The organism is Pseudomonas sp. PLB05 (genome assembly GCF_021106615.1).
GTDB lineage: Bacteria > Pseudomonadota > Gammaproteobacteria > Pseudomonadales > Pseudomonadaceae > Chryseomonas > Chryseomonas benzopyrenica.
In genome coordinates this window covers 154098-179416 of the sequence record NZ_JAJOHO010000001.1, presented here as the reverse complement: position 1 = coordinate 179416, position 25319 = coordinate 154098, and the positions used below count along the sequence as shown (strand labels likewise).

Below are 25319 nucleotides of genomic sequence, written 5' to 3'. Positions count from 1 at the left end.
GGGCGCTCCCGGGCGGGAAAATTTAGGAGCGCGACATTATACCTGCGCTTGGGGATGGGCGGCAACGCACCCGAGCATCAACGGTATGAGGATTCGATTTACGTGAGAATGACTATCAACATAGAATCGCCGCCACCTTTTCCGCTCCTCCCGAGATCGCCCTTGAACACGCCGCCCAGAGCCCTTCGCCGTTTCGCGCCCTTCGCCTTCAGCACCCTGGCCCTGGCGACCAGTTCGGGCCTGCTGGCCGCGGAAAACGCCAGCCTCGCCCCCATGGACATTTCCGCCACGGCCAGCGAGGCGGACGACAGCTATCGGGCGACCCGCGCCTCGACCGCGAGCAAGAGCGACGTGCCGATCAAGGAAGAGGCGCAGTCGGTGCAGACCGTGACTCCGCAACTGCTCCAGGACTACGAGGTGCGGACCCTGGACGACGCCTCCAAATTCGTCAGCGGCGTGACCCAGAGCAATACCTTGGCCGGGACCAAGGATGCCTTCGTCAAACGCGGCTTCGGGACCAACGCCGATGGCTCCATCTTTCGCGATGGCGTGCGCTCGAATCTGTCGCACAACTTCGATGCCACCGCCGAGCGGGTCGAGGTGCTCAAAGGGCCGGCCTCCCTGCTCTATGGCGCCCTGGAACCGGGTGGGCTGATCAACGTGGTCAGCAAGCAGCCGCAATACCAGCAACGCACCACCCTGAGCGGCTCGGCCTACAGCGAAGGCGGCGGCAATCTCGGCATCGACACCACCGGCCCCCTGGGTGACAGCGGCTTCGCCTATCGGCTGATCGCCGAGCGCCAGAGCGAGGACTATTGGCGTAACTACGGGGTGGATCAGCACAGTCTGGTGGCGCCGTCGCTGTCTTGGACCGGCGAGCGCGCCAGCCTGACCCTGGCCTATTCCTACAACGATTACAGCGGCCCGGTGGATCGGGGGACGGTGTTCGTCAATGGGCATCCCAGCAGCGCCAGCTACGACAAGCGCCTCGACGAGAAATGGGCCGAGACCAAGGGCATCACCGAGACGGCTAGTGCTCGCTACGAGTACCAGCTCAGTGATGACTGGAAGACGCGGCTGATCTATGCCTGGAACAACGACCGCTACAGCCTGGACTTCGCCCAGCCGGTCTCCTTGGCCGCGAATGGCAATCTGCTGCGGACGGCCAATGGCGCCCATTACGATTACGAGACGACGTACGCTAGTTGGGACGTCCTCGGCCGGCAGGATCTGCTGGGCCAACGCCATGATCTGCTGGTGGGCCTCGATCACGAGGATAACGACCAGTACCGCGGCAACACCTACCGCAACAACAATGCCTCGCGCCGCAACATCAATATCAACGCGCCGGTGTACGGCAGCCTGGCAGTACCCAGCCTCCTGAGCACGACCCAGAGCGATCAGGACAGCAGCCTGGAATCCACTTCGCTGTACTTCAAGGACAACTGGCACCTGAACGATCGCTGGATCCTGGTGCTGGGCGGCCGCTACCAGACTTTCAAGCAGTACAGCGATCAAGGCCTGGGCCGGGATTATGTCGTCAATCTGGACAAGCGCGATCACGCGGCCCTGCCGCTGGCCGGTGTGGTGTTCCAGGCCACCGATACCCTGTCGCTATACGGTAACTACAGTCGATCCTTCGTGCCGAACACCACCGTCGACGACCGCGGCAACACCTTCGATCCCGAAGAAGGCCGCAGCTTCGAGGTGGGTGCCAAGTACGACCTGACGCCTGGTCTGAATCTGAACGTGGCGCTGTACGACATCCAGAAGAAGAATGTGGTGACCACCAGCAACGTGGCGGGTGTGAGCGTGAGCGAAGCCGCCGGCAAGGTCGGCTCGCGGGGCCTCGAAGTGGACCTCACCGGCCATCTGGCCGAGCGCTGGGACATGATTGCCACCTACGCCTACGATCACACCGAGGTGCTCGATGATCCCAGCAACGAGGGCAAGCGCCTGCCCCAGGCGCCCAAGCACAGCGGCAGTCTCTATCTGACCCACCACCTGCTGGTGCCGTCCAACCTGGGTGGCTGGCACCTCGGCGGCGGCGCGCGCTACGTCGGCGAGCGGGCCGGCGATGCGGCGAACAGCTTCTACATGAGCAGCTACACCGTGGCCGACGCCTTTTTGCGCTGGGACCTGCCGGTGACCGGCTACCAGACCCGCCTGCAGCTGAACGTCGACAACCTGTTCGACAAGCAGTACTACCCGTCGAGCGCCAACAGCCCCTTACAGGTGGCGGTGGGCGAGCCGCGGACGGCGCGGTTGAGTGCGACGGTGAGTTTCTAAGCCAGCGACCTGCCCTCACCCCAGCCCTCTCCCGGGGGGAGAGGGGGCGGATCGAAACGTGCAACACAGTGGAAAACGCTTCGCGGTTTTCCACGCTACGCCCAAGTTTGCATCACCTGTAGGAGCGGCCCATGGCCGCGATCCGCTAGCAGCCTGCGCTAACACCAAAGGGAGAGGGACCGGCCCGGCGTCCTTAGCGGATGCCAGGCCCGTAGCGATGCTCTATCCTAGCCGCCCCGCCGTGGGGCCTCGGCCCGCCTGGCGGGCCTCTTTCCGTCTTCAGCCAGTCTCCGTCATGCTCGATCGTCGCGCCCTTCTTCGATTCGCCGCCGGTAGCGCCCTGCTCGCCGGGTTGCCCGCAGGGGTGTTCGCGCGTGCGTCGGCGGCGGATGGTGAATTCCCGCGGCAGGTGGCGCATGTGGTGGGCAGCACCCTTATCCCACGCCAACCCCAGCGGGTGGCCGTGATCTCCACCGGCCAGCTGGACGCCGCTCTGAGCCTGGGCGTGATCCCGGCCGGCACCACCCGGGTGGACAATCGCGAACTGGCACCCGGCTATCTGCGCACCGCCCTCGCCAGCCGCCCCAGCGAGCTGGACGCCATGGTCGATCTGGGCAGTCGCCAGGCGCCGGATCTGGAAGCCCTGGCGCGCCTGGCGCCGGATCTGATCATGCTCAATCGCACCGTGCTCAAGGCCGGCGGCCTGGAGCTGTTTTCGCGCATCGCCCCCACGGTGGTGGCGCGCGGCACCGGTGGCAATTGGCGGCCGGACTTCCTAGTGCTGGCCGATGCCCTGGGGCGGCGCCAGCAGGCCGAGCGCCTGCTGGCGGAGCTGGATCGGGATCTCGCCGGCATGACGCAGCACCTGGGAACTCAGCCGCCCTCCGCCTCCCTGCTGTTTTCCAGTGGCGCCCGGCTGCGCCTGATGGGCGCGGATTCCTTTGCCGGCGGCTTGCTGCAGGCCATGGGCGTGACCCGCCCGGCAGCGCAGCGCTTCAAGGGCACCTCGCGGGATGTCAGCGCCGAGTTGCTGGATCTGGCAGACGCCGACTGGCTGTTCTACGCCGAGCAGGGCACCGCCCTGGCCAGCCTGGCGCGGCAACCGATGTGGCCGCGGCTGACTGCGGTGCGTCAGTCCCGGGCCGTTCGCGTGGATACCGACGCCTTCTATCTCAACGCCGGGCCCCTCGCCGCCCGCCAGGTGATCGGCACGGTCGCCGGCGCCCTGGGGATGACATGACCCCGCCGGCCCGCCCCGCGCCTCTTGCACAACGGGCATCCGCCGCCCGCGGTGGCCTGGTGCTGGTCCTGCTGCTGATCGTCCTGGCGCTGGCGGTGGTGGCGAGCCTGGGCATAGGCGCCCGGCCGCTGTCGGCGGCTCACCTCCTGCACCTGCTCTTCGCCCCCGATGACTCCACCGATGCCGTGGTGCTCTGGGAACTGCGGCTGCCGCGCACCCTGCTCGGGCTGCTGGTGGGCGCCGCCCTAGGCCTGGCCGGTGCCCTGATGCAGGCGCTGACGCGCAACCCCCTGGCCGATCCCGGGCTATTGGGCATCAACGCCGGGGCGGCCTTCGCGGTGGTGGCCGGGCTGTCGCTGGTGGGGCTGGACGATGCCCCGACGCGCCTGGCCTGTGCCCTGCTGGGGGCGGCCCTGGCCGCCGGCCTGGTCTATCTGCTCGGCGGCAGCGCGCCGGCTCGCGGCCAGCCGCTGCGGCTGATCCTCGCCGGCATCGCTCTGAGCGCCAGCCTCAACGCCTGCACCGGCATCATCACCCTGTTCGACAGCGCGGTGTTCGACAGCTACCGCTTCTGGGCGGTGGGCGCCCTGAGCGGCCAGACGCCGGGTGGCGCCCTCGGCATCCTGCCGCTGCTGCTGATCGGCCTGCTGCTGGGTCTGCCCCTGGGCGGTCGCCTCAATGCCCTGGCCCTGGGCGACGACCTCGGGCGCGCCCTGGGCGCCCGCCCCGGGCAACTGCGGCTGCTGGCCTTCGTCGCCATCGTGCTGCTGTGCGGTGCGGCCACCGCGGTGGCCGGCCCCATCGGCTTCCTGGGGCTGGTGGTGCCCCACGCCCTGCGCCTGCTGGTGGGCGCCGACTGGCGCAGGATCCTGGCGCTGGCGCCCCTGGCCGGTGCCAATCTGCTGTTGCTGGCCGATACCCTGGGCCGCCGCGTGGCCCTGCCAGGGGAGCTGGAGGCTGGAATCGTCTGCGCCCTGCTCGGCACCCCGGTGCTGCTCGCGCTGATCATCCGTTCCGCCCGGCGGGTGCGCCCTTGAGTCGTCATCGTTTCGCCCCGCGCCGCTCGGCACGCTTCCAGGCCTGCCTGTTGCTGCTCGGGCTGGCTGCCATCGGTATCTGCGCCCTGACCCTCAGCGGCGGCGCCTTCGCCCCGACGCCGCACCGGGTGGTCGCCACCCTCATGGGTCAGGGTGATGCCCTGGCCAGCCTGGTCCTGCTGGATCTGCGCCTGCCGCGGCTGCTGGCGGCCTTTGGCGTCGGCGCGGCTCTAGGCGCCAGTGGCGCCATCTTCCAGCGGCTGGCGCGCAATCCCCTGGCCAGTCCGGATCTGGTGGGGTTCACCGTCGGCTCGGCCAGTGGCGCCCTGATCACCCTGCTCTGGCTGCAACTGGGCGGCGCGGCGCTGATGGTGGGTGCCCTCAGCGGCGGGCTGCTGGCCGCGGTGCTGGTGGCCGGACTCGCCGCCCTGGCCGGCATCCGCGGCGAGCGGATGATCCTGCTCGGTATCGCCATCAGCGCCCTGCTCGCCTCGCTCAACGAATACCTGCTGACCCGCGCCGAGCTGGATGAAGCCCAGGAGGCCCGGCTCTGGCTGTTCGGTAGCCTGGACATGCTGACCTGGAGCCGCACCCTGACCCTGCTCGCCGGCTGCCTGTTGCTGCTGCCGCTGGCCGCCTGGCTGGCGCGCCGGCTGCGCCTGCTGGAGCTGGGTGACGACCTGGCCCGCGCCCTGGGCCTGGCCGTGCTGCCCAGCCAGAATCTGCTGCTGACCGTCGCCGTGGCCCTGGCCGCCCTGGCCATCGCCACCGCCGGTCCCATCGGCTTCGTCGCCCTGGCGGCGCCCCAGCTGGCCCGGCGCCTGACCCGCAGCGCCGATCTGGGTATCCTCGCCCCCGCCCTGCTCGGCGCCTGCCTCACCGCCCTGGCCGACCTGCTGGCCCAGCGGCTGCTGGCGCCCTTCCAGATTCCGGTCGGGTTGCTCACCGGCGCCCTGGGCGGCCTCTATCTGATCTTCTTGCTGAGCCGCGAATGGCGGCGGACCTCATGACCCAAGACGCCCCCTACAGTCGCCTCGCCGCCCACGGTCTCACCGTCGGTTATGGCGGCCAGCCGATCTGCGCCGACCTCGATGTGCGGCTGCCCGATGGCCGCTTCACCGTGATCATCGGCCCCAATGGCTGCGGCAAGTCGACCCTGCTGCGCAGCCTGGCACGGCTGATCCGTCCCAGTGCCGGCGAGGTGCGCCTGGACGGCCGGCTGATCCGGGATCTGCCGACCCGCGAGGTGGCCCGTCGCATCGGCTTGCTGCCGCAGAGCGCGGTGGCACCGGAGGACATCCTGGTCAGCGATCTGGTGGCGCGCGGGCGCCATCCCCATCGCCAGGCCTTCGCCGGCTGGACGGATGCCGACGAGCGCGCGGTGCAACATGCCCTGGAAGCCACCAATACCCTGGCACTGGCCGAGCGGGCGGTGGACAGCCTGTCCGGCGGCCAGCGCCAGCGGGTGTGGATCGCCCTGGCACTGGCCCAGGAGACCCCGCTGCTGCTGCTCGACGAGCCCACCACCTACCTGGACATCGCCCACCAGGTGGAGTTGATGGAGTTGCTCTGCCGGCTCAATCGCGAGGGTGGTCGCACTCTGGTGGCGGTGCTGCACGACCTCAACCAGGCCTGTCGCTACGCCGACCACATCATCGCCCTGCGCGCCGGGCGCATCCTCGCCGAGGGGCCACCGGCGGAAATCGTCACGCCCGAGCTGATCGAGGCGCTGTACGGCCTCAAATGCGCGGTGATCGAGAATCCCCTGGCGGGCACGCCGCTGGTGATTCCTTATTAGGCTCTGAACGTTGGGTTTTGACGGTGAAGCGGTCTCAGCGGCGCCCGAGCTTGTCGGACGACCTTGCAGGTGCTCCACTGGCGGTCCAGAACAACAACGGAGCCCGCCATGCATATCGTCATCCCGGACGACTACCAGCACGTCGTCGAAACCCTGGATTGCTATCCCCTGCTCCAGCGCGCCGGGCACCAGGTGACGCTCTATCACGATGCCGAGCGCGATCCCCAGGTGCTGGTGGAGCGCTTCCGCGATGCCGATGCCCTGGTGCTGACCCGCGAGCGTACCCGTATCGACACCGAGCTGCTGGCGCACCTGCCGCGGCTCAAGCTGATCAGCCAGACCGGCAAGGCCACCGCCCATCTCGATGTGGCCGCCTGCACTCGCCAGGGCGTGGCGGTCTGCGAAGGCAGCGGCTCGCCGGTCTCCACCGCCGAGCTGACCTGGACCCTGATCCTCATGGCCCGCCGCCGGCTCAAGCCGGCCATCGACGCCCTCTATGCCGGGCGCTGGCAGGTCAATCTGGGCGAGCGGCTGGATGGACAGATCCTCGGCATTTGGGGCTACGGCAAGATCGGCCAGCGCCTGGCGCGCTACGGCCAGGCCTTCGGCATGCCGGTGCTGGTCTGGGGCAGCGAAGCCTCGCGTGCCCGCGCCGAAGCCGACGGCCATCGCGCCGCCGCCAGCCAGGACGCTTTCTTCGCCGAGGCCGATGTCATCAGCCTGCACCTCAGATACAGCGAGCGCAGCCGCGGCTGCGTGCGCGCCGAGGACTTGGCACGGATGAAGAAGAGCGCCTTGCTGGTCAACACCGCCCGCGCCGGCCTGATCGAGCCCGGCGCCCTGCTCACGGCGCTGGAGCGAGGGCATCCCGGCCAGGCGGCGCTGGATGTCTTCGAGCAGGAACCCGTGGCACCGGACGATCCGCTGCTCGCCCATCCCCAAGTGCTCTGCACGCCGCACCTGGGCTATGTGGAAAAGCACAGCTACGAACTCTATTTCGGCGAGGCCTTCGCCAACCTGGTGGGCTTCTTCGCGGGTGAACCGACGGGTGTCGCCAACCCGGAGGTGTTGGGGCGGTAGCCTCGAATACGCACGCCAAGGCGGCAGCGTTTTCACCACCTTGGCTTAGCTGCATCCGTTGAGCTTCGACGATGGACCCGTCTCAGCGCCAACCTACGGCAGCCGTTCCCTTACCGCGGCGGCGAAGGCGGCCGGGGCTTCCTGGGGGATGTTGTGGCCGCAGCGTGGCAGCATCTTGTAGCGGAAAGGTCCATGGAAATGCCGCGCCACGGCAGCTTCGCCCTGCACCGGGGTCACCCCGTCGTCGGCGCCGGCCAAGACCGTGGTGGGCACGCTGATGGGTGGCTGCGCGGCGAGCCGGCGCTCGGTCTCGGCATAGGTTGGATCGTCCGATGCCAGGCCGTAACGGTGGCGATAGGAGTGGATCACGGTGTCGACGAAATCGGGATTGTCGAAGGCCGCGGCGGTAAGCGCGTAGGTGGCGTCGCTGAAGCGCCAGCTGGGCGACCACAGTGACCAGAGCAGTCGACAGAAGTCGCGGCGATGTTCCGCCAGGCCGGCGCGCCCCCGTTCACCGTGGAAATAGTACTGGTACCAATAGCGCAGCTCCGCCGCCGGCTCGGCCGGCTGGGTCGCCGCGGCGGCGATGTCCTGGATCGGATAGCCGTCGCCCAGCACCACCCCCGCGACCCGCTCGGGCCAGAGGGCGGCGACGATGCCAGCGGCGCGGCCACCCCAGTCGTAGCCGGCCAGGGTCGCCCGCTCCAGGCCCAGGGCATCGAGCAGCGCCAGGACGTCATGGGCCAGGGCCGCCTGCTGGCCGGAGCGCGGGGTATCGGCGCTTAGGTAACGGGTGGCGCCGTAGCCGCGCAAATAGGGCACATAGACCCGGCAGCCAGCGGCGGCCAGTTCGTCGGCCACCTCGGTGTAGGCGTGGATGTCGTAGGGAAAGCCATGCAGCAGCAGGACCGGCGCTCCAGTTTCCGGTCCCTGGACCTGATAGGCCACGTCCAAGACGCCGGCCTGGATAGAGGTGAGCATGAGAGTTCTCCGCCGTTGGGGGTATAGAGCGGAGAGGGATGAGAGGTTGGGAGTTCCCGCCGTTGGCCTGCGCGTGGAAAACGTCGGCGGTTTTCAACTTAAGGCATCCACGCCTATCGCGGCCATGGGCCGCTCCTACAAAAGCCCGATCATCCGTAGGAGCGGTCGCTACGGCGCACCGGCATGGCCGCGATAAGCCTGCTTACCCTGCCAGATACCGTCCGATCAGGGTCACGCCGGAGACCAGCACCAGCCAGGTCACCAGGCGGGTGAAGCGTTCGCGGGACAGGCGCCGCTGCAGGTGGCGACCGATCCAGCCACCAAGCAGCATGGCGGGCAGCAGGCAGACCGCCAAGAGCAGCAGGCTGCCGTCGCTGTATGCACCGGCGATCAGCAGCAGGACGATGCGAATGGAAGCGCTGCAGCCGATGAGAAAGCTCTGGGTGCCGCGGATGGCGTTCTTGTCCTGCAGGCGGCCATTGAGATAGAGCGCATAGAGAAAACCGCCGCTGCCGAACAGGGCGCCGCACAGGCCCCCGACGCCGCCCGCCGGGATCGACCAGGCCGGCGCCAGTTGGCGAAAGCCCTTGGGACTGAGCAGGCTGTAGGTGGAATAGGCGACCACGAAGAGGCCCAGCCAGAGCATCAGCAACCGGGCATCGGTGCGCATCAAGAGATAGGTGCCCAGGGCGGCGCCGAGCAGCAGCATGGGCAGCAATCGCTTGAGTTCGCGCCCGGCGATGGCACGGCGATCCGGTAGCCAGTTGTGGAAGGAGGCGAGGAAATCCAGCATCACCAGCAAGGGCACGATGCGCGATAGCGGCATCCAGCTGGTGAGCAAGGGACCGGCGACCAGGGCACTGCCGAAACCGGCCACGCCGAAGATCAGATAGGCCAGGACCACGATGGCTTCGATGAACAGCCAGTCGAGCGGACTGAAGGCGGGAACGAGGGCAGCGAGGGTTTCGAGCATGGGGCGCATCCTGCGACAGGAAAGCGCATTCTGCGCCCCGGGAATGGCCTATGAAAACCGCCGGCTGCCCGCGTTCACGGGAACCGGCGATCCAGAGCGACTCAGGGAATCAGGCGCTGAGCTCTGAGGCGGGTGAAGAGGTCGAGAAAGCTCGCCCGGGTGTCGCGATAGCCGAAGAAGCCCAGGTCGCGGCTCTTGGTCATGTCGTTGAGGCACTCGATTTCACGGCCAAGGTCGGCGTCGCTGTGCCACCAGGAGGCGAGCTTGTCGACATCGGCCTCCACCAGGCCATGTTCCTCGGCCAGCTTGCGCCACTGCGCCGGGGCCGTGTCCTTCATCCGCGCTTCCAGCGGCATGGGCTGCTCGGGATAGGGTGCCGGCTCCAGGTCGAAGAAGGCAGCGATCTCGCTCCACAGCCAGCGCCAGCGGAAGACGTCGCCATTGACGGTGTTGAAGGCCTGGTTGCGCGCCGCAGGCGCCAGGGCCGCCCACTCCAGCTGCTCGGCCAGCAGGCCGGCGTCGGTAACGTCGGTCAGGCTGTCCCACTGGGTACGGGAGCCGGGAAAGACGAAGGGTTGGCCGGTGGCCTTGCACAGGGAGGCGTAGACCGCCAGGGTCAGGCCCATGTTCATGGCGTTGGTGCCCTTGGCCTGGCCGATCATGCTGTGGGAGCGGTGCACGCTCCAGCCGAAGCCATGCCGTTCGGCGGCGGCGAAGAGGATGTCTTCCAGGGTGTAGTAGAAGTTGGCACCGGGCTGGCGCGGCTCGCTTTCGCGGAAGGGCGTCTCGGCCTTGCCGCTGCCGTATTCCTCGAAGGAGCCCAGGTAATGCTTGGTACCGGTGACCAGCGCCAGGTGCTGCAGCGGCGCGCCGGCCAGGGCCTGGCAGAGGTTGTTCATCATGGCGCCATTGGCCTCGACGTTTTCCTTCTCGGTGTCACGGCGGGTCCAGGTGCAGAAGAACACGTGGCTGATCGGCAGGCCGGCCAGGGCCTGGCGGGTGGACTCGGCGTCGAGCAGGTCGGCGGCGACCGGGATGACGCCTTCCTGGGCCACGGGTTTGCGGGCCAGACCATAGACGGTCCAACCCGAGGCCACCAGGGTATGGGCCAGGTTGTAGCCGGAAATGCCGGTGACGCCGACGATAAGAGCGGTGCCCTTGCGCATGAAACCTCCAGATAGGGAAGGATAGGGGCCTGCGGCAGTGCAGGCGCTGTAGATAAGGGAGTGCCTTGTCTCAGGGTTGATTCCAGCCTATTGGAGAATTAACGGCGTATCCTGGGTATAAATTCCTATTCAATAGGAATCACATTCCATAATAGCAAGCCAGCCTTGTATTCCTCCGAACGCCTCAAGGGCCTCGACGTCTTCGTCACCGTGGCCGATCTCGGCAGCTTCACCGCCGCCGGCGAGCGCCTCAACCTCACTGGTTCGGCCGTCGGCAAGAGCGTGGCGCGGCTGGAAAGCCGACTGGGCGTGCGGCTGTTCCAGCGCACCACCCGCCGTCTGCGCCTGACCGAGGCGGGCGCCAGCTTCTATCGCACCTGCACCGGGGTGCTGGCCGAACTGGAACAGGCCGAGCTGGGGCTGACCGCGCAGGACGGCGAGCCCCACGGCCGGGTGCGCATCGACCTGCCCGCCTCCTATGGTCGCCTGCACGTACTGCCGCTGATCCTGGAGCTGCTGCATCGCTATCCCCTGCTGCAACCGGATCTGTCGCTGTCGGATCGCTTCGTCGATCCGGTCCACGAGGGCATCGACATCCTGGTACGCATCGGCGGCTCCGATGCCTGGCCAGCCAGCCTGGGGCATCGCTTCCTCGGTACCCAGCGACAGGTCTTTTGCGCCGCTCCGGCCTATCTCGCCCAGCATGGCCGACCCCAGACCCCGGCTGACCTGGTCGAGCACCAGTGCATCGGCTTTCGCCAGGCCGACGGCCTGATCAGCCCCTGGCAGTTGCGCGGCGAACAGCCGGGCGACAGCGAACGCTGGATCTTCCAGCCACGCCTGGTGGTGGGCGATGGCGAAGGCGAGGTGCTGGCCGCCCTGGCCGGCCATGGCATCGCCCAGTTGCCGACCTGGCTGATCGCCACGCACCTGGCCAGTGGCGCCCTGGTCGATGTGCTGCCCGAGCATGGCGTCGAGGGCTCGCCGATCAACCTGGTATGGCCACGCAGTCGCGAGACCCTGCCCCGGGTCCGGCTGCTGCTCGACCACCTGGCCACGCGCCTGTTGACCCACCGTGGCGCCCAGGCTGTCCCGCTAGGCACGACCGGTCGACGGCGGGCCGTGGCAAGGGCGGGAACATCCGCTCCGGCACCCCGGTCGTAAGACCTCGTGCCCTGCCCGCCCATGAGTTCCATCGATGGGCGGCATGACCGATATCGAGACGATCGATTGGTGCCGCCGTGCCTGGCTGCGCAGGATCGACGGTTTGCTAGCTGGCCAGGCCCGCCTGGCCGCCCCGCTCCACCCTGCAGTTCCACCATCTAGATGAGGTATCTCATGAGCCAAGCCCAAGGCTACGCTGCCCAGTCCGCCGACCAGCCCCTGGCGCCCTTCTCCTTCGAGCGGCGTGAACCCGGCGCCCACGATGTGCAGATCGACATCCTCTTCTGCGGCGTCTGCCATTCCGACCTGCACACCGCACGCAACGAGTGGAACAACACTCTCTATCCGTCCGTGCCCGGCCACGAGATCGTCGGTACCGTCACCGCGGTCGGTGCCCATGTGAAGAACTTCAAGGTCGGCGATACCGTCGGCGTCGGCTGCATGGTCGACAGCTGCCAGCACTGCGCCCCCTGTGATGCCGGCGAAGAGTCCTATTGCGAGAACGGCTTCACCGGCACCTACAACGGCAACCTCTACGGCGGCAGCGAAAACACCCAGGGCGGCTACTCCGACCACATCGTGGTCAACGAGAAGTTCGTGCTCAAGGTGAGCCACACCGAGAACCTGGCCGCCGTGGCGCCGCTGCTCTGCGCCGGCATCACCACCTACTCGCCGCTGGCCCACTGGAAGGTCGGCCCGGGCAAGAAGGTCGGCATCGTCGGTCTGGGTGGCCTCGGCCACATGGGCGTGAAGATCGCCCACGCCATGGGTGCCCACGTGGTGCTCTTCACCACCAGCGCCAACAAGAAGGACGACGCCCTGCGTCTGGGCGCCGACGAGGTGGTGGTGTCGAAGAACGAAGACGAGATGGCCGCGCACGCGAACAGCTTCGACTTCATCCTCAACACCGTGGCCGCGCCGCACAACCTGGACGCCTTCCTCACCCTGCTCAAGTGGGACGGCACCATGACCCTGGTCGGCGTACCCGCTGAGCCGCACCCGGCGCCCAGCGTCTTCAACCTGGTGATGAAGCGCCGCCAGCTGGCCGGCTCGCTCATTGGCGGCATCCGCGAGACCCAGGAGATGCTGGACTTCTGCGCCAAGCACGGCATCGTTTCGGACATCGAGCAGATCGCCATCCAGGACATCAACGACGCCTATGAGCGCATGCTCAAGAGCGATGTGAAGTATCGCTTCGTGATCGACATGCAAAGCCTCAAGCAGGGCCAGACCGCGGCCTGATCCCGCGCTCCGCTCCGCTGACAACGCCCGCGCCCGTCGCGGGCGTTGTCATTTCCGGTAACGCATTTTTGCTGTGACCTGCGGTCTTAGCGATAGCAAAGATCAGGAGGCAAGCGCCATGCAGTGGGACAAGGGACAACGTAGCGACAACGTGCAACAGGCCAGCGGCGGACGCGGCATGAAGATCGGCGGCGGCCTGGGCCTGGGTGGCGTGGCCCTGGTGGTGGTGTTCGGCCTGCTCAGCGGCCAGAGTCCGACGCAGATCCTCGGCAACCTGATCAGCCTCAGCGGCCAGAGCGCGCCCAGCCAGCAGGAGACCACCGCCCCGGCCGACAATCGCCAGGTGGACTTCGTCCGCGTGGTGCTGGGCGAGACCGAAAACACCTGGACGCGCATCTTCCAGGCCCATGGCGAGCAGTACCAGCCGCCCAAGCTGGTGCTGTTCAACGGCCAGGTGCAATCCGGTTGCGGTGGCGCCACCGCGGCCAGCGGCCCCTTCTATTGCCCGGTGGACAGCAAGGTCTACCTGGACCTGACCTTCTTCCAGGAACTGCAGCAGCGCTTCGGCGCCGACGGCGACTTCGCCCGCGCCTACGTCATCGCCCACGAGGTCGGCCACCACGTGCAGAACCTCACCGGCACCACCAACAAGATGGAAGCAGCGCGCCGTCGCGGTATCCCCACCGAAGGCGCCACCGGGTTGTCGGTGCGGTTGGAGTTGCAGGCCGACTGCTATGCCGGGGTCTGGGCCAACGACGCCCAGAAGCGTTTGAACTGGCTGGAGCCGGGTGACCTGGAGAAGGCGCTGAACGCCGCCAACGCCATTGGCGATGACCGCTTGCAACGCCAGTCCCAGGGTCGCGTGGTACCGGATTCCTTCACCCACGGCAGCTCCGCGCAGCGGGTCAAGTGGTTCCGTACCGGCTTCGACAGTGGCAAGGTGGAGAGCTGCGATACCTTCGCCGCCAAGGCACTCTAACGTCACCGGGAGCCTCCCATGCGTCGCCTGCTCGCGCTGTGCCTGGCCTTGGCCTGGGGCTCCGCCCTGGCGGCGCCTCATGAGGGGGTCGCCCGTATCGTCAGCGACCGCTTGCCGCTTGCCGCTTGCCGCTTGCCGCTTGGTCAGGCGCAGGCCGCGTTGCAGCTATCCACCGACTGGAATCAGCCGCATCCGGAAATTCGCCGCGCGCTGGTGATCGTCCATGGTCGCCTGCGCAATGCCGCGACCTATTTCCGTTCCGGCGAGACGGCCACCGCGGCGGCCGGCGCTGCGGCGGACACCCTGGTGATCGCCCCGCAATTTCTCAACGAAAAGGACGTCCAGCGGCATCGCCTGCCGGACGACCTGCTGCGCTGGCAGGGCAATGCCTGGATGGGTGGCGAACCCGCCCTGGGTCCGCAGCCGCTGAGCAGCTTTGCCGTGTTCGACGCCCTGCTCGCCCGCCTGGCGGACCGCCAGCGCCTGCCCAATCTGCAGGAGGTGGTGCTCGCCGGCCATTCCGGCGGTGGCCAGGTGGTGCAACGCTACGCCGTGCTCGGCCACGGCGAGCGCGCCCTCGCCGCCACGGGCATCCGCCTGAGATACGTGGTGGCCAATCCGTCGTCCTATGCCTATTTCGATGCCCGTCGCCCGGATGCGCAGGGCCAACCCGTGCCCTTCGCCGGCGCGGCCAGTTGCCCGGATTTCGACACCTGGAAATACGGCTTGCAGGGCCTGCCGGCCTATGCCGAAGGACGCTCGGCGGCCAGCCTGGAGCAGCACTATGCGGGGCTCGACGTCACCTATCTGCTGGGCGCCAAGGACACCGACCCCAACCATCCGGCGCTGGACAAGGGCTGCGCCGCCGAGGCCCAGGGCCCCTATCGCCTGGCCCGCGGACTGAACTACTACCGTTACCTGCAGGGCCGTCATCCGGAGCTGCGCCAGCAGCTGGTGGAGGTGCCGGGCGTCGGTCACAACGGCGATGCCCTTTTCACCTCGCCCGAGGGTCGTCGGGCGCTGTTCGGCGCTGGCGGCTAGCGCTCAACCCTCCAGGGTTTCGGGCTTGCCCAGCAGCTCCTGTACCCGGTCGACCAGGACCTCCAGGGTGAAGGGCTTGCCCAGCACGGCCATCCGCTCGCCGACCAGGGGCACGGGTGGCGCGTTGCCCGCCGCATAACCGGTGATGAAGAGGATCGGTAGATGCGGTCTGAGGGTACGGGCCGCGTTGGCCAGCAAGCGGCCGTTAAGCCCCGGCAGCCCGACATCGGTGATCAACAGGTCGAAGCCTTCGCCTTCGCGCAGCGCTGCCAGCGCCGCTTCGGCATCGACGGCGTCACGATACCGCCAGCCCAGTTCGACGAACAACTGCACCAGCAACGTGCGAATGACCGCATCGTCTTCCACCAGCAGCACCCGGACGCTGGGTAGCACGCGGCCGGTCGTGGCGCTGGGGAGCGCAAGCGGCGCGCGGATCGGCGTGGCCGGATGACGCGGTAGCAGCAGGCTCACCCGGCAGCCCTGTCCTGGCGCACTGGTCACGCTCACCTGGCCGCGGGACTGGCGGACGAAGCCATAGATCATGGACAGTCCCAACCCCGAGCCCTGGCCCACCGGCTTGGTGGTGAAGAAGGGCTCGAAGACTCGCTCCAGTACCTCCGGCGCCATGCCCACGCCGTCGTCAGCCACTTCGATCAGCAGGTAGTCGCCCGCTGGCAGCGCCGCGTCGTCGTCGGGCTGCACCCAGTTGCGCGCACCTATGGTCAGGGTGCCCCCCGCCGGCATGGCATCGCGGCTGTTGATGGCCAGATTGAGCAGGGCGTTTTCCAGCTGGTGGGGATCGGCGTCGACCGACCAGAGCCCGGCGTCCAGCTCGAGCTGGCAGCGGATCTGCGGCCCCAGGCTGTGCAGCAGCAACTCCTGGAAATCGCCGATCAGCCGGGCGACGTCGACCGCCTGGGGATTGAGCGTCTGGCGACGGGAAAAGGCCAGCAGCCGATGGGTGAGACTGGCGCCTCGGCCCACCGACTGGGTGGCGGTGTCGAGCAGACTACCGACCCCGGCGAGGACCTCCGGCGCCAGGCGGCGACGCATGAGGTCCAGGCTGGCCTGGATGCCGGCCAGCAAGTTGTTGAAATCGTGGGCGATGCCGCCAGTGAGCTGCCCCACGGCTTCCATCTTCTGCGCCTGGCGCAGCAGCTCCTCGGCCTGGGCGCGACTTTGCATCTCCTCGCGCAGCTGGCGATTGCTCTCCTCCAGTTCGGCGGTCCGCGCCTGGACCTGAACCTCCAGGGTGGCGCGCTCGCGGCGCAGGGCCTCTTCGGCCTCGCGGCGGTCATCGATGTCTTCGCTGGTGCCGTACCAGCGGATCACGGTGCCCGCCGCATCGCGCCGCGGATAGGCACGGGTGCGCAGCCAGCAATGGCTGCCATCCGCCACCTGTACCCGGTGTTCCTGGTCGTAGGGCCGACCGGCGCTGCGCGCCGCGTCCCAGGCCTGCCGGGTCGCCTGGCGATCGCCCGGATGCACCACCGTCCAAAAGCTATCGGCTTCCAGCATCGGCTGGCCGGTCAGCTGCTGCCAGCGCGGCGAAAAGACCATGTGCTGACCGCTGGGATCGCAGGTCCAGGTGTACTGGGGATTGAGCTCCACCAAATGGCGATAGTGGTCTTCGCTTTCGCGCAGCTGAAGATCCGCCTGATAGCGCTCGATGGCCAGGGCGGCGGTCTCGGTGACCAGGCGGAAGGCGTTGCGCTCGGCCGCCAGGGGGTGCCGTGGCTCGAGGAAATAGTTGGCGAAGGTGCCCAGCAGCCGGCCATCCAGGGCCAGCAGCGGCATCGACCAGCAAGCCCGCAGGCCGTAGCGTAGCGCCAGGTCACGGGCGCCCGCCCATAGCGGATCGCAGGCAATGTCCTCGACATAGACGGCTTCGCGCCGGTAGGCAGCAGTGCCACAGGAGCCCGCCAGCGGGCCGATCTCCAGCCGACCGAGATCGCGGCTGTAGGCTTCCGGCAGACTGGGCGCGATGCCGTCCTGCAGATAGCGGCCGTCCTCGCTGAGCAACAGGATGCAGGCATGCAGGCGAACCTGGGCCAGAGCCTCCACCCGCTGCATCAGCGCGTGCAGCACGCTGGTCAGAGGCAGCCCGGTGGCAAGGCTTTCCAGCGTCTGGCGCTCGTACTGGCGCAGATCGCTGGCAGAGGGCTGATCGCTGGAAGCGGCGTGGAGGCTCATAGGGCTGGCCCGACATGGATCCGAAGCCGGCATCTTAGCCAGCCCCCAGACAAACGACAGACTATTTACGCCTAACGGACAAATTTCCAGCGTCAGAGCGCCGCCAGGATCTCCGCACAGGTCTCGAAGCGCTGGTCACGCGCCGCGGGCCAGGGATCACCGGGCTGATTGACCTGCAAGGTGCGACACCCCACCGCCCGCCCACACTCCAGGTCGTAGCGGTGATCACCGACCATCACCAGACTGGCGGGCGCCACCCGCCAGCGCTCGGCCAGCCGCAGCAGACCGCCCGGATCGGGTTTGGGCGCCGCCTCGTCGCGGCCCAGTACGGCAGCCGGATCGAAGCAGTCCTCCAGGCCGATGGCAGCCAGGGTCAGCAGTGCCAGGTCGCGAGCATTGCGGGTGAGGATGCCCAGGTGGCAGCCGCGCTCATGCAGCGCGCGCACCAGCGCCGCCGCGCCCGGCGCCGGGCGGGCGGCCACCGCCAGTTCGCGCTCGTGCTCGAACAGCCAGGCGTGCTTGGCCTCGCGCTCGGTGGCGGGCAGCTCGGCCAGGTGGTGGAGGATGTCGGCCTGCTCGGGAATGCCCAGGTGCCGGCGAATGGCGGCGAAGTCGTGTACCGCCAGGGTCAGGGTGCCGTCCATATCGAACACCCAGTGGCTGAGGTGGCGCAGCGTCATGCAGAGATCCTTTGGCTAGGGTGACCTTCGGGCACTCCGGGGGAACCCCCGTCACCCGTGATCCGTCTGGTGGAGACAACCTTCTGCAGGAGTCTACCCATGACGACGACCGTTCGGGCGCTACTTTTCGATGTCTTCGGCACCGTGGTGGATTGGCGCGGCAGTCTGGTCACCGGTCTGCAAGGACTGTCCGCCAAGCACGGCGTCCAGGGCGACTGGGAGCGGCTGGCCGATGCCTGGCGCGCCGAAGCCTATGAGGCCATCCTGCCGCAGATCGCCGCCCGCAGCCTGCCCTGGTTGCCCCTCGACGAGGTCCATCGTCTGGCGTTGGACGAATTGCTGCCACGCCACGGCCTGGTCGGCCTGACCACCGCCGAGGTGGCCTGGATCAATCGCCTCTGGCACCAGCTGACGCCCTGGCCCGATGCCGTACCGGGTCTCACGCGGCTGCGCCAGGGTTATCCGGTCTGCGCCCTGTCCAATGGCAATGTCAGCCTGTTGCTGGACATGGCCCGCCACGCCGGTCTGCCCTGGGACATGCTGTTCGGCGCCGATCTTTTCAAGCGCTACAAACCGGCCGCGGAGGTCTACCTTGGCGCCTGCGCCCTGCTCGACCTGCAACCGGAACAGGTGATGCTCTGCGCCGCCCACAATGGCGACCTGCAGGCGGCCAAGGAGCTGGGCCTGGCCACCGCCTTCATCCAGCGCCCACGGGAAAAGGGTCCGGCGGGTGGCGAGGTGTCCAGCGGCGGCTGGGATCTGGAAGCGAGCGACCTGCAGGACCTCGCCGACCAGTTGGGCATGGCGGCCATCGAGCGAGATCCGGCAGAGCCCGAGCCCGGCGATTGAGCGCGGCCCGGGCGCTTCGGTATCCTGCCGGATACCTTTCGCCAGGGCACCGCCATGGGTTTTCTCGACAAGCTGCGCAAGAAACGTGAACGCCAGGCGCTGGCCGCCCTGCCCCGCCTGCACCAGCGCACGGCGCGCCTGCGCCGCGAGCTGCCCGACTACGAGATCGGTGCCGGCACCTACGGCGCGCCCAGGGTGTTCGATCTCAAGGAAGGCGCCACCCTGCGCCTGGGACGCTACACCTCCATCGCTGAGGGGGTAAGGATCCTGCTCGGCGGCCTCCACCGGCTGGACTGGGTGACTACCTATCCCTTCCCTGCCTTCGTCGACGACCTGGCCCACATCACCGACTACGGCGGCACCCGCGGCGACGTGGTGATCGGCAGCGATTGCTGGATCTGCACCGATGCGCTGATCCTCTCCGGCGTCACCATCGGCCATGGCGCCGTGGTCGCCGCCGGTGCCGTGGTCACCCGTGACGTGCCGCCCTATGCGGTGGTGGGCGGCAATCCGGCGCGCTTCATCCGCTGGCGCTTTCCCGAAGCCACCTGCCAGGCGCTGCTCGACATCGCCTGGTGGGACTGGCCCGAAGCGGAGATCCTGGCTGCCGGCGAACACCTGTGCAGTGCCGATATCGAGGGCTTCATCGCCTACGCGCGGGCGCGCCATCCGGCGCCCTGAAGCCGTCGCCTGGAACTCGGAACCGCTCCCAGGGTTCACCTTCATTAGTCACTTCGTTGAAGGTTCTCCATGGAAGCGCTCGATCTGTTGCAATGGCCGGCCATGGCCATCACCCTGCTCGCCGCCTGGCTGGTAGCCTCTCAGCGTCAGGGCCGGCGCAACCTGGGCTTCTGGGTCTTCCTGCTCAGCAACGGCCTGTGGATCGCCTGGGGCCTGCAGGCCGAGGCCTATGCTCTGATCGTGCTGCAGCTGGGCCTGGCGGCGATGAATCTGCGCGGGGTGCGCCGCAACGCCAGCGAAGCGCCGGCTGCTGCGGTCGCGGAGGCCTCGGGCAGGGCATAATGACCGGCCCTGCGTCAGACGGCCCCCGCCCATGCAGTACAGCGTCACCCCCATCGGCCACGTCCGCTCCTGCTTCAAGGAGAAATTCGCCATTCCCCGGCAACCCGCGCTGGCCCCGGCCGCCCGTGGCGTGCTGGAACTGCTGCCGCCCTTCGACCGGCCCGAAGCGGTCGCGGGCCTGGAAGGCGTCAGCCATGTCTGGCTGCTGTTCCTGTTCCACCAGGCCCTGGAAAGCCAGCCGCGGCTGCGGGTGCGGCCACCACGGCTGGGTGGCAATCGCTATCTGGGCGTCTTCGCCACCCGCGCCACCCACAGACCCAATGGCATCGGCCAGTCGGTGGTGCGCCTCGACGGCCTGGAACCGGGACGGCTGCTGCTCTCGGGGATCGATCTGCTCGACGGCACCCCGGTACTGGACATCAAGCCCTATGTGCCCTATGCCGACAGCCCCCCGGGCGCCCTCAACGCCATCGCGGAGGCGCCCCCGCTGGCCCTCGCGGTCAGTTGGGCGGACGCGGCGCGGGTCCAGGCCGAGGCTCATGGCCAGCGCCTGGGCGAGCCCCTGGCCGAACTGATCGAGCAGTGCCTGGCCCAGGATCCACGCCCGGCCTACCAGACGCCGACGCCCGAGCGGCGCTACGGGGTGCGGCTGTGGGATGTGGAGGTGCACTGGCACTATCCAACCGCGACCTCCATCCAGGTGCTGAACGTCACCGCCGCGGTCTGACACGGCCCCGTTTGCATTCCGGCGCCCGCGCCCCCAACAATGACAGTGCCGGATCGCATGAAGTGGTCCGCACCCGGCTACGGCCGCCGTTCGGCCGTATCACCGATAGGGAAGCATCTATGGCTCCAAGCAGACAGGTCATCAACGCTCAGGTCAGCCCCAAGGGCAGCCTGGAGACCCTTTCCCAGCGCGAGGTCCAGCAGCTCAGCGCCGCCGGCTCGGGCAACCTCTACCAGCTCTTTCGCCAGTGCGCCCTGGCCATCCTCAATACCGGCGCCCACAGCGACAACGCCAAGACCATCCTCGAGGCCTACCAGGACTTCGAGATCCGCATCCACCAGCAGGACCGCGGCGTGCGCCTGGAACTGGTCAACGCCCCGGCCGATGCCTTCGTCGACGGCGAGATGATTGCCAGTACCCGCGAGATGCTGTTCAGCGCCCTGCGTGACATCGTCTACACCGAGAGCGAGCAGAGCAGCCTGCGCATCGATCTGGAGAGCTCCGAGGGCATCACCGATTACGTCTTCCACCTGCTGCGCAATGCCCGCACCCTACGCGCCGGCGTGGAGCCGAAGATGGTGGTCTGCTGGGGCGGTCACTCCATCAGCACCGAGGAATACAAGTACACCAAGAAGGTCGGCCACGAACTCGGCCTGCGCAACCTGGACATCTGCACCGGCTGCGGCCCGGGCGTGATGAAGGGCCCGATGAAGGGCGCCACCATCGCCCACGCCAAGCAGCGCCTCCAGGGCGGTCGCTACCTGGGCCTCACCGAGCCGGGCATCATCGCCGCCGAGGCACCCAATCCCATCGTCAACGAACTGGTGATCCTGCCCGACATCGAGAAGCGCCTGGAAGCCTTCGTCCGCGTCGGCCACGGCATCATCATCTTCCCGGGCGGCGCCGGCACGGCAGAGGAATTCCTCTATCTGCTGGGCATTCTCATGCATCCGGACAACAGGGACATTCCCTTCCCGGTAGTGCTCACCGGACCGCAGAGCGCCGCGCCCTATCTGGAGCAACTGCACGCCTTCATCGGCGCGACCCTGGGCGAAGCCGCACAACGCCACTACCAGATCGTGGTCAACGATCCGGTCGAGGTGGCCCGGCTGATGGCCCAGGGCCTCAAGGCGGTCAAGCAATTCCGCCGCGACCGCCACGATGCCTTCCACTTCAACTGGCTGCTGCGCATCGAAGAAGGCTTCCAGCGGCCCTTCGATCCCACCCACGAGAACATGGCCGCCCTGCAGCTGACCCATGCCGTGCCACCCCATGAACTGGCCGCCAACCTGCGCCGCGCCTTTTCCGGCATCGTCGCCGGCAACGTCAAGGCCAAGGGCATCCAGTTGATCGAGGAGCGCGGGCCCTACGAGATCCATGGCGATCCCGACATCATGCGGCCGCTGGATCGGCTGCTGCAGGCCTTCGTCGAGCAGCACCGCATGAAGCTACCCGGTGGCGCGGCCTACGAGCCCTGCTATCGCGTGGTCAGCTGAATCCTTTCACGCGGGCCTTTTTCGGCCGGTTTCCAGCTTCCATGACCGTTCGTCAGCGTCCTGTTCGACGAACGGTCATCATGCTGGCTAGGTGATATCAAAAATTCGCTAGCTAGCTATCTAGAGCGCTTTGCTGACCTTTCTCTGCCGGGTGACGGAGTGACTTTGTCGCTCCAAAAAAACCTCGCGCGCTAACTGCATGACACTGGCCTCAAGCCCCTCTTCACCACGCCGATAGGGCAAGGCAAGCTAACCTCAGAGCGCGGGTTGCCGTGGTGAAATCTACCCGGACGGAGAACCCGTCGGGCCGTCTTCCTCCAGCCGCGCCAGACTTCCTGCCGAGGCCATGGAATGAACAACTGGCTGGGACTCGACTTTCTCGTCGCTCCTCTCGACCACACCCAGATCCACCTCCACGGTCAGTACGACGGCTGGCTGGTCGCCCTCGCCTATCTGGTCGCGGTCAGTGCCTGCTACGTGACCCTGGTATTCGCCGAGCGCATCGGCCAGACCCGCACCCTGGCGCGGCGGCGGGCCTGGAGTCTGATGGGCGCCCTGAGCTTCGGCTTCGGCGTCTGGGGCATGCACTTCATCGCCATGCTCGCCTTCACCGTGCCCACCCGGGTGCACTACGACCTCTTCATCACCATCGCCTCGCTGCTGATCGTGGTACTGGCCGGACTCATGGCCATGCCCGCCCTCAGCCAGCCCGACCTCACCCTTGGGCAGCGCCTCAAGGCCGGTATCGTGCTGAGCGTGGGCATCGTGCTCATGCACTACACCGGCATGGCGGCGGTGCATACCGAGGCTGTGGTGCTCTATCGACCACTGCCCTTCCTGCTGTCGATCGGCATCGCCGTAGGGGCCAGCTTCGCCGCGCTGCAACTGATCCAGATCTTCCGTCGCCACTACACCGGCATCTATCGCTGGCTGCGCATGGCCACCGCCCTGGTGATGGGACTGGCCATCGCCGCCATGCACTTCACCGGCATGTGGTCCATGGTGCTGATCGCACCGACCCAGACCGAAAGCATCCTGCAAGGCGCCAGCAATTCCTGGCAGCTGGGGGTGGGCATCGCCATCATCGCCCTGTTGCTGGGGGTGGGCGGCCTGGGCGCGGCCTGGGCGGATCGCCAGCTGCAACGTAAGGAAAACGACCTGGAGCGGGTCAACTCCCTGGTCGGCCAGCTCGACGAGGCCCGCGCCTCACTGCAGCAGGCGGCGCACTACGACCCCCTCACCGATCTGCACAATCGCCGCGCCTTCAACCAGGCCTTCGCCGAGATCCTCGAACGCCACGCCCAGCAGGGGCGCAACCTGGGAGTGATGTTTCTCGACATCGATCACTTCAAGCGCATCAACGACAGCCTTGGCCACGATGCCGGTGACCAGCTGCTGGTGGCCATGGCCAAGATCATTCGCGATGCGGTGCGCGAAGGCGATCTGGTGGCGCGCTTCGGCGGTGACGAATTCTGCATCCTGGCCAGCCTCGCCGGGCCCGAAGAGGCCCGGCAGCTGGCCCAGCGCATTCTGGAACGCCTGCGCAACCCCGTCACCATCGGCAGCCGCACCCTGGTCATGACCACCAGCATCGGCATCAGTCTCTATCCCCGCGACGGCGGCTGCTGCGAGGAACTGCTCAAGAGCGCGGATCTTGCGCTCTATCTGTCCAAGGGCAATGGCCGCAACACCTACAGCTTCTTCGACGAGACCCTGCGTGAGAAGATCTCGCTGCAACTGGAGCTGGAGGCCGAACTGCGCGAGGCCCTGGTCGAGGAACGCGGGCTGCAGCTCTACTATCAGCCGATCCTCGATGTCGCCAGCGGCCAGCTGGACAAGGCCGAAGCCCTGATCCGCTGGGATCACCCCCGCCTCGGCATGCTGGCACCGAACTGCTTTCTCGGCGTGGCCGAGGCCAATGGGTTCATCGAGGACCTGGACGCCTGGGTGCTCAGACGTGCCTGCCAGGACCTCGCCGAGCTGACCTCCGCCGGTCTCACGGAGTTGCGTCTAGCGGTCAACTGCTCGGCCTTGAGCCTGAGCAATGACGCCCTGCCCGGACAGATCGCCTGGCGGCTGGACGACCATCGGCTGTCGCCGCGGCGCCTGGAACTGGAGGTGACCGAGAATGCCCTGGTCAAGAACGTGCAGCCTACCGCCGAATTGCTGCAGCGCATCCGCGACTTGGGCGTGACGGTGTCCATCGACGACTTCGGCACCGGCTATTCGTCGCTGGCCTATCTCAAGCGCCTGCCGATCGACACCGTGAAGATCGACCGCTCCTTCGTCACCGGGTTGGCCGAGGGCAATGCCGACCACCAGATCGTCCAGGCCATCATCGGCATGGCCCGGCCGCTCAAGCTCAAGGTCACCGCCGAGGGCGTCGAGCACCTGGAGCAGCTGCGCCTGCTCTGCGACCTGGGCTGCGACTTCATCCAGGGCTATCACATCAGCCGACCGGTCCCCCTGGCCCAGGTGCCCGAGGTGATCGCCCGCTATGCCAGCGGAGTCTGTCCACTGCAGGCCCAGGCCGAAGCGGACGCCGATGCCCTGGCCCTGGCCAAGGCGCTCGGCTAGCCGCGCCGATAGCGCAGCCAGACGCTGCCGTCGTCCTGGGCTACGGCCGAATCCAGCGTGAGGTAGAGCGGCTGCTGCCAGGCCTGCTCGGCGATCTCGAAGGACGCCGGATGGGCGCCGCGACCGTCCACCAGCGGAATGATCAGCACGCTGATCTCGTCCACCAGCCCGGCGGCGACAAAGGAGCCGCTGACATGGGGACCGCCTTCCACCACCAGTCGCTCGATGCCCAGCTCGGCGTTCAGCAGTTCCAGCACCGCGGCCAGGTCCAGTTCCTGCTTGCCGCCGAAGACATAGGAGGCGCCGATGTTCTGCAGGTGGGCCAGGTAGTCGTCGCTGACCCCTTCGGTAAGCACTGCCACCACATGGGAATCCAGCGCCTCGTTCTTCTTCCAGGCCACCTTGCCCTGGGGATCGATGGCGATGGCGTATTTGGCGGCGTCGCGCTGGGCGAAATGGTGGGTGCGCGGGATGGGCGCCTGGGCGACGCCGGTGGGATAACCCTCGCCGTGGGCGATCTCTTCCATGGTCACCCGGCCACAGGCCCAGGCGTCGAAGTCGAAGCGCTCGGCCAGGCGCTCGTAGGTCGCATCGGCCTGTTTCTTGACGGTACGGTCCCAGCCGTCGGTGAGGGCGTGACCGTCGACCGACGACATCATATGGCAGATCACATAGGGCTTCATGGGGGCTCCCGGCAATGGCGTGTCGCCATGACACGCCCTGCAGAAACCGACCGGCCCGGCGCCGGAGGAGTTCAGCCCACCGGGCCGCGGAAACGAAAAAC

Annotated in this window: 22 protein-coding genes; 16 read left to right on the top strand and 6 right to left on the bottom strand. The window is 67.6% G+C overall.

Annotation, left to right across the window (positions count from 1 at the left end; genetic code table 11):
• Window positions 1-162 precede the first annotated feature (162 nt).
• The 6 genes from LRS53_RS00840 to LRS53_RS00815 all read left to right on the top strand — a co-directional run bounded on the left by LRS53_RS00840 (window position 163) and on the right by LRS53_RS00815 (window position 7444).
• Window positions 163-2289, top strand: a complete 2127-nt coding sequence (locus LRS53_RS00840; protein WP_231354623.1) for a TonB-dependent siderophore receptor — start codon at window positions 163-165, stop codon at window positions 2287-2289.
• A 295-nt stretch (window positions 2290-2584) separates the two neighbouring features.
• Window positions 2585-3529 carry an ABC transporter substrate-binding protein gene (locus tag LRS53_RS00835; protein ID WP_231354622.1) on the top strand — a complete coding sequence of 315 codons (945 nt, stop codon included), beginning with the start codon at window positions 2585-2587 and terminating at the stop codon, window positions 3527-3529.
• A gap of 59 nt (window positions 3530-3588) precedes the next feature.
• Window positions 3589-4566 carry a FecCD family ABC transporter permease gene (locus LRS53_RS00830; RefSeq protein ID WP_442968475.1) on the top strand — a complete coding sequence of 326 codons (978 nt, stop codon included), beginning with the start codon at window positions 3589-3591 and terminating at the stop codon, window positions 4564-4566.
• Complete coding sequence (locus LRS53_RS00825; RefSeq protein ID WP_231354620.1) at window positions 4563-5576, top strand: FecCD family ABC transporter permease; 1014 nt, start codon at window positions 4563-4565, stop codon at window positions 5574-5576. The genes LRS53_RS00830 and LRS53_RS00825 overlap by 4 nt, the downstream gene beginning before the upstream one ends.
• On the top strand, window positions 5558-6364 hold the full coding sequence (locus LRS53_RS00820; protein ID WP_231354619.1) for an ABC transporter ATP-binding protein: 807 nt from the start codon (window positions 5558-5560) through the stop codon (window positions 6362-6364). The genes LRS53_RS00825 and LRS53_RS00820 overlap by 19 nt, the downstream gene beginning before the upstream one ends.
• Before the next feature lie 108 nt (window positions 6365-6472).
• Window positions 6473-7444: a D-2-hydroxyacid dehydrogenase family protein gene (locus LRS53_RS00815; protein WP_231354618.1), complete on the top strand. Its 972-nt coding sequence runs from the start codon at window positions 6473-6475 to the stop codon at window positions 7442-7444.
• A 93-nt stretch (window positions 7445-7537) separates the two neighbouring features.
• Here the strand turns inward: LRS53_RS00815 and LRS53_RS00810 are convergent, their stop codons facing one another.
• The 3 genes from LRS53_RS00810 to LRS53_RS00800 form a co-directional block, all read right to left on the bottom strand.
• Window positions 7538-8425 carry an alpha/beta fold hydrolase gene (locus LRS53_RS00810; RefSeq protein ID WP_231354617.1) on the bottom strand — a complete coding sequence of 296 codons (888 nt, stop codon included), beginning with the start codon at window positions 8423-8425 and terminating at the stop codon, window positions 7538-7540.
• Between the two features lie 202 nt (window positions 8426-8627).
• Complete coding sequence (locus tag LRS53_RS00805; protein ID WP_231354616.1) at window positions 8628-9398, bottom strand: sulfite exporter TauE/SafE family protein; 771 nt, start codon at window positions 9396-9398, stop codon at window positions 8628-8630.
• Window positions 9399-9499: 101 nt separating this feature from the next.
• Window positions 9500-10564, bottom strand: a complete 1065-nt coding sequence (locus LRS53_RS00800) for an SDR family oxidoreductase (RefSeq protein ID WP_173149498.1) — start codon at window positions 10562-10564, stop codon at window positions 9500-9502.
• Window positions 10565-10729: 165 nt separating this feature from the next.
• On the opposite strand from LRS53_RS00800, the gene LRS53_RS00795 reads away from it, so the two are divergent.
• From LRS53_RS00795 to LRS53_RS00780, 4 genes are all read left to right on the top strand, one after another.
• Window positions 10730-11728 (top strand): LysR family transcriptional regulator, encoded by a 999-nt coding sequence (locus LRS53_RS00795; RefSeq protein WP_231354615.1) that lies wholly within the window; start codon window positions 10730-10732, stop codon window positions 11726-11728.
• Window positions 11729-11902: 174 nt separating this feature from the next.
• Window positions 11903-12970 carry an NAD(P)-dependent alcohol dehydrogenase gene (locus LRS53_RS00790; protein WP_231354614.1) on the top strand — a complete coding sequence of 356 codons (1068 nt, stop codon included), beginning with the start codon at window positions 11903-11905 and terminating at the stop codon, window positions 12968-12970.
• Window positions 12971-13088: 118 nt separating this feature from the next.
• A complete protein-coding gene (ypfJ, locus tag LRS53_RS00785; protein ID WP_017638621.1) occupies window positions 13089-13949 on the top strand; it encodes a KPN_02809 family neutral zinc metallopeptidase in 861 nt (286 codons plus the stop codon).
• Between the two features lie 18 nt (window positions 13950-13967).
• On the top strand, window positions 13968-14990 hold the full coding sequence (locus tag LRS53_RS00780; RefSeq protein ID WP_231354613.1) for an alpha/beta hydrolase: 1023 nt from the start codon (window positions 13968-13970) through the stop codon (window positions 14988-14990).
• A gap of 3 nt (window positions 14991-14993) precedes the next feature.
• Here LRS53_RS00780 and LRS53_RS00775 read toward each other — a convergent pair whose 3' ends face one another.
• Entirely contained in the window at window positions 14994-17183 is a 2190-nt protein-coding gene (locus LRS53_RS00775) for an ATP-binding protein (RefSeq protein ID WP_231354612.1), read from the bottom strand.
• A 92-nt stretch (window positions 17184-17275) separates the two neighbouring features.
• On the bottom strand, window positions 17276-17863 hold the full coding sequence (locus LRS53_RS00770; protein ID WP_231354607.1) for an HAD family hydrolase: 588 nt from the start codon (window positions 17861-17863) through the stop codon (window positions 17276-17278).
• A gap of 99 nt (window positions 17864-17962) precedes the next feature.
• Here LRS53_RS00770 and LRS53_RS00765 point away from each other — a divergent pair, with 99 nt between their 5' ends.
• The 6 genes from LRS53_RS00765 to LRS53_RS00740 all read left to right on the top strand — a co-directional run bounded on the left by LRS53_RS00765 (window position 17963) and on the right by LRS53_RS00740 (window position 24535).
• Window positions 17963-18712: a haloacid dehalogenase type II gene (locus LRS53_RS00765; RefSeq protein WP_017638625.1), complete on the top strand. Its 750-nt coding sequence runs from the start codon at window positions 17963-17965 to the stop codon at window positions 18710-18712.
• A gap of 54 nt (window positions 18713-18766) precedes the next feature.
• The gene (locus LRS53_RS00760) at window positions 18767-19393 is read left to right on the top strand and encodes a CatB-related O-acetyltransferase (RefSeq protein ID WP_064309382.1); all 627 of its coding nucleotides are present in this window, start codon (window positions 18767-18769) and stop codon (window positions 19391-19393) included.
• Between the two features lie 69 nt (window positions 19394-19462).
• On the top strand, window positions 19463-19735 hold the full coding sequence (locus LRS53_RS00755) for a hypothetical protein (RefSeq protein ID WP_231354604.1): 273 nt from the start codon (window positions 19463-19465) through the stop codon (window positions 19733-19735).
• Between the two features lie 31 nt (window positions 19736-19766).
• On the top strand, window positions 19767-20462 hold the full coding sequence (gene tsaA / locus LRS53_RS00750; RefSeq protein WP_231354601.1) for a tRNA (N6-threonylcarbamoyladenosine(37)-N6)-methyltransferase TrmO: 696 nt from the start codon (window positions 19767-19769) through the stop codon (window positions 20460-20462).
• A gap of 119 nt (window positions 20463-20581) precedes the next feature.
• Window positions 20582-21958: a nucleotide 5'-monophosphate nucleosidase PpnN gene (gene ppnN / locus LRS53_RS00745; protein ID WP_231354600.1), complete on the top strand. Its 1377-nt coding sequence runs from the start codon at window positions 20582-20584 to the stop codon at window positions 21956-21958.
• A gap of 351 nt (window positions 21959-22309) precedes the next feature.
• A complete protein-coding gene (locus LRS53_RS00740) occupies window positions 22310-24535 on the top strand; it encodes a putative bifunctional diguanylate cyclase/phosphodiesterase (protein WP_231354598.1) in 2226 nt (741 codons plus the stop codon).
• Here LRS53_RS00740 and LRS53_RS00735 read toward each other — a convergent pair.
• Window positions 24532-25218, bottom strand: a complete 687-nt coding sequence (locus LRS53_RS00735; protein ID WP_231354597.1) for a dihydrofolate reductase family protein — start codon at window positions 25216-25218, stop codon at window positions 24532-24534. The genes LRS53_RS00740 and LRS53_RS00735 overlap by 4 nt on opposite strands.
• Window positions 25219-25319: the final 101 nt, after the last annotated feature.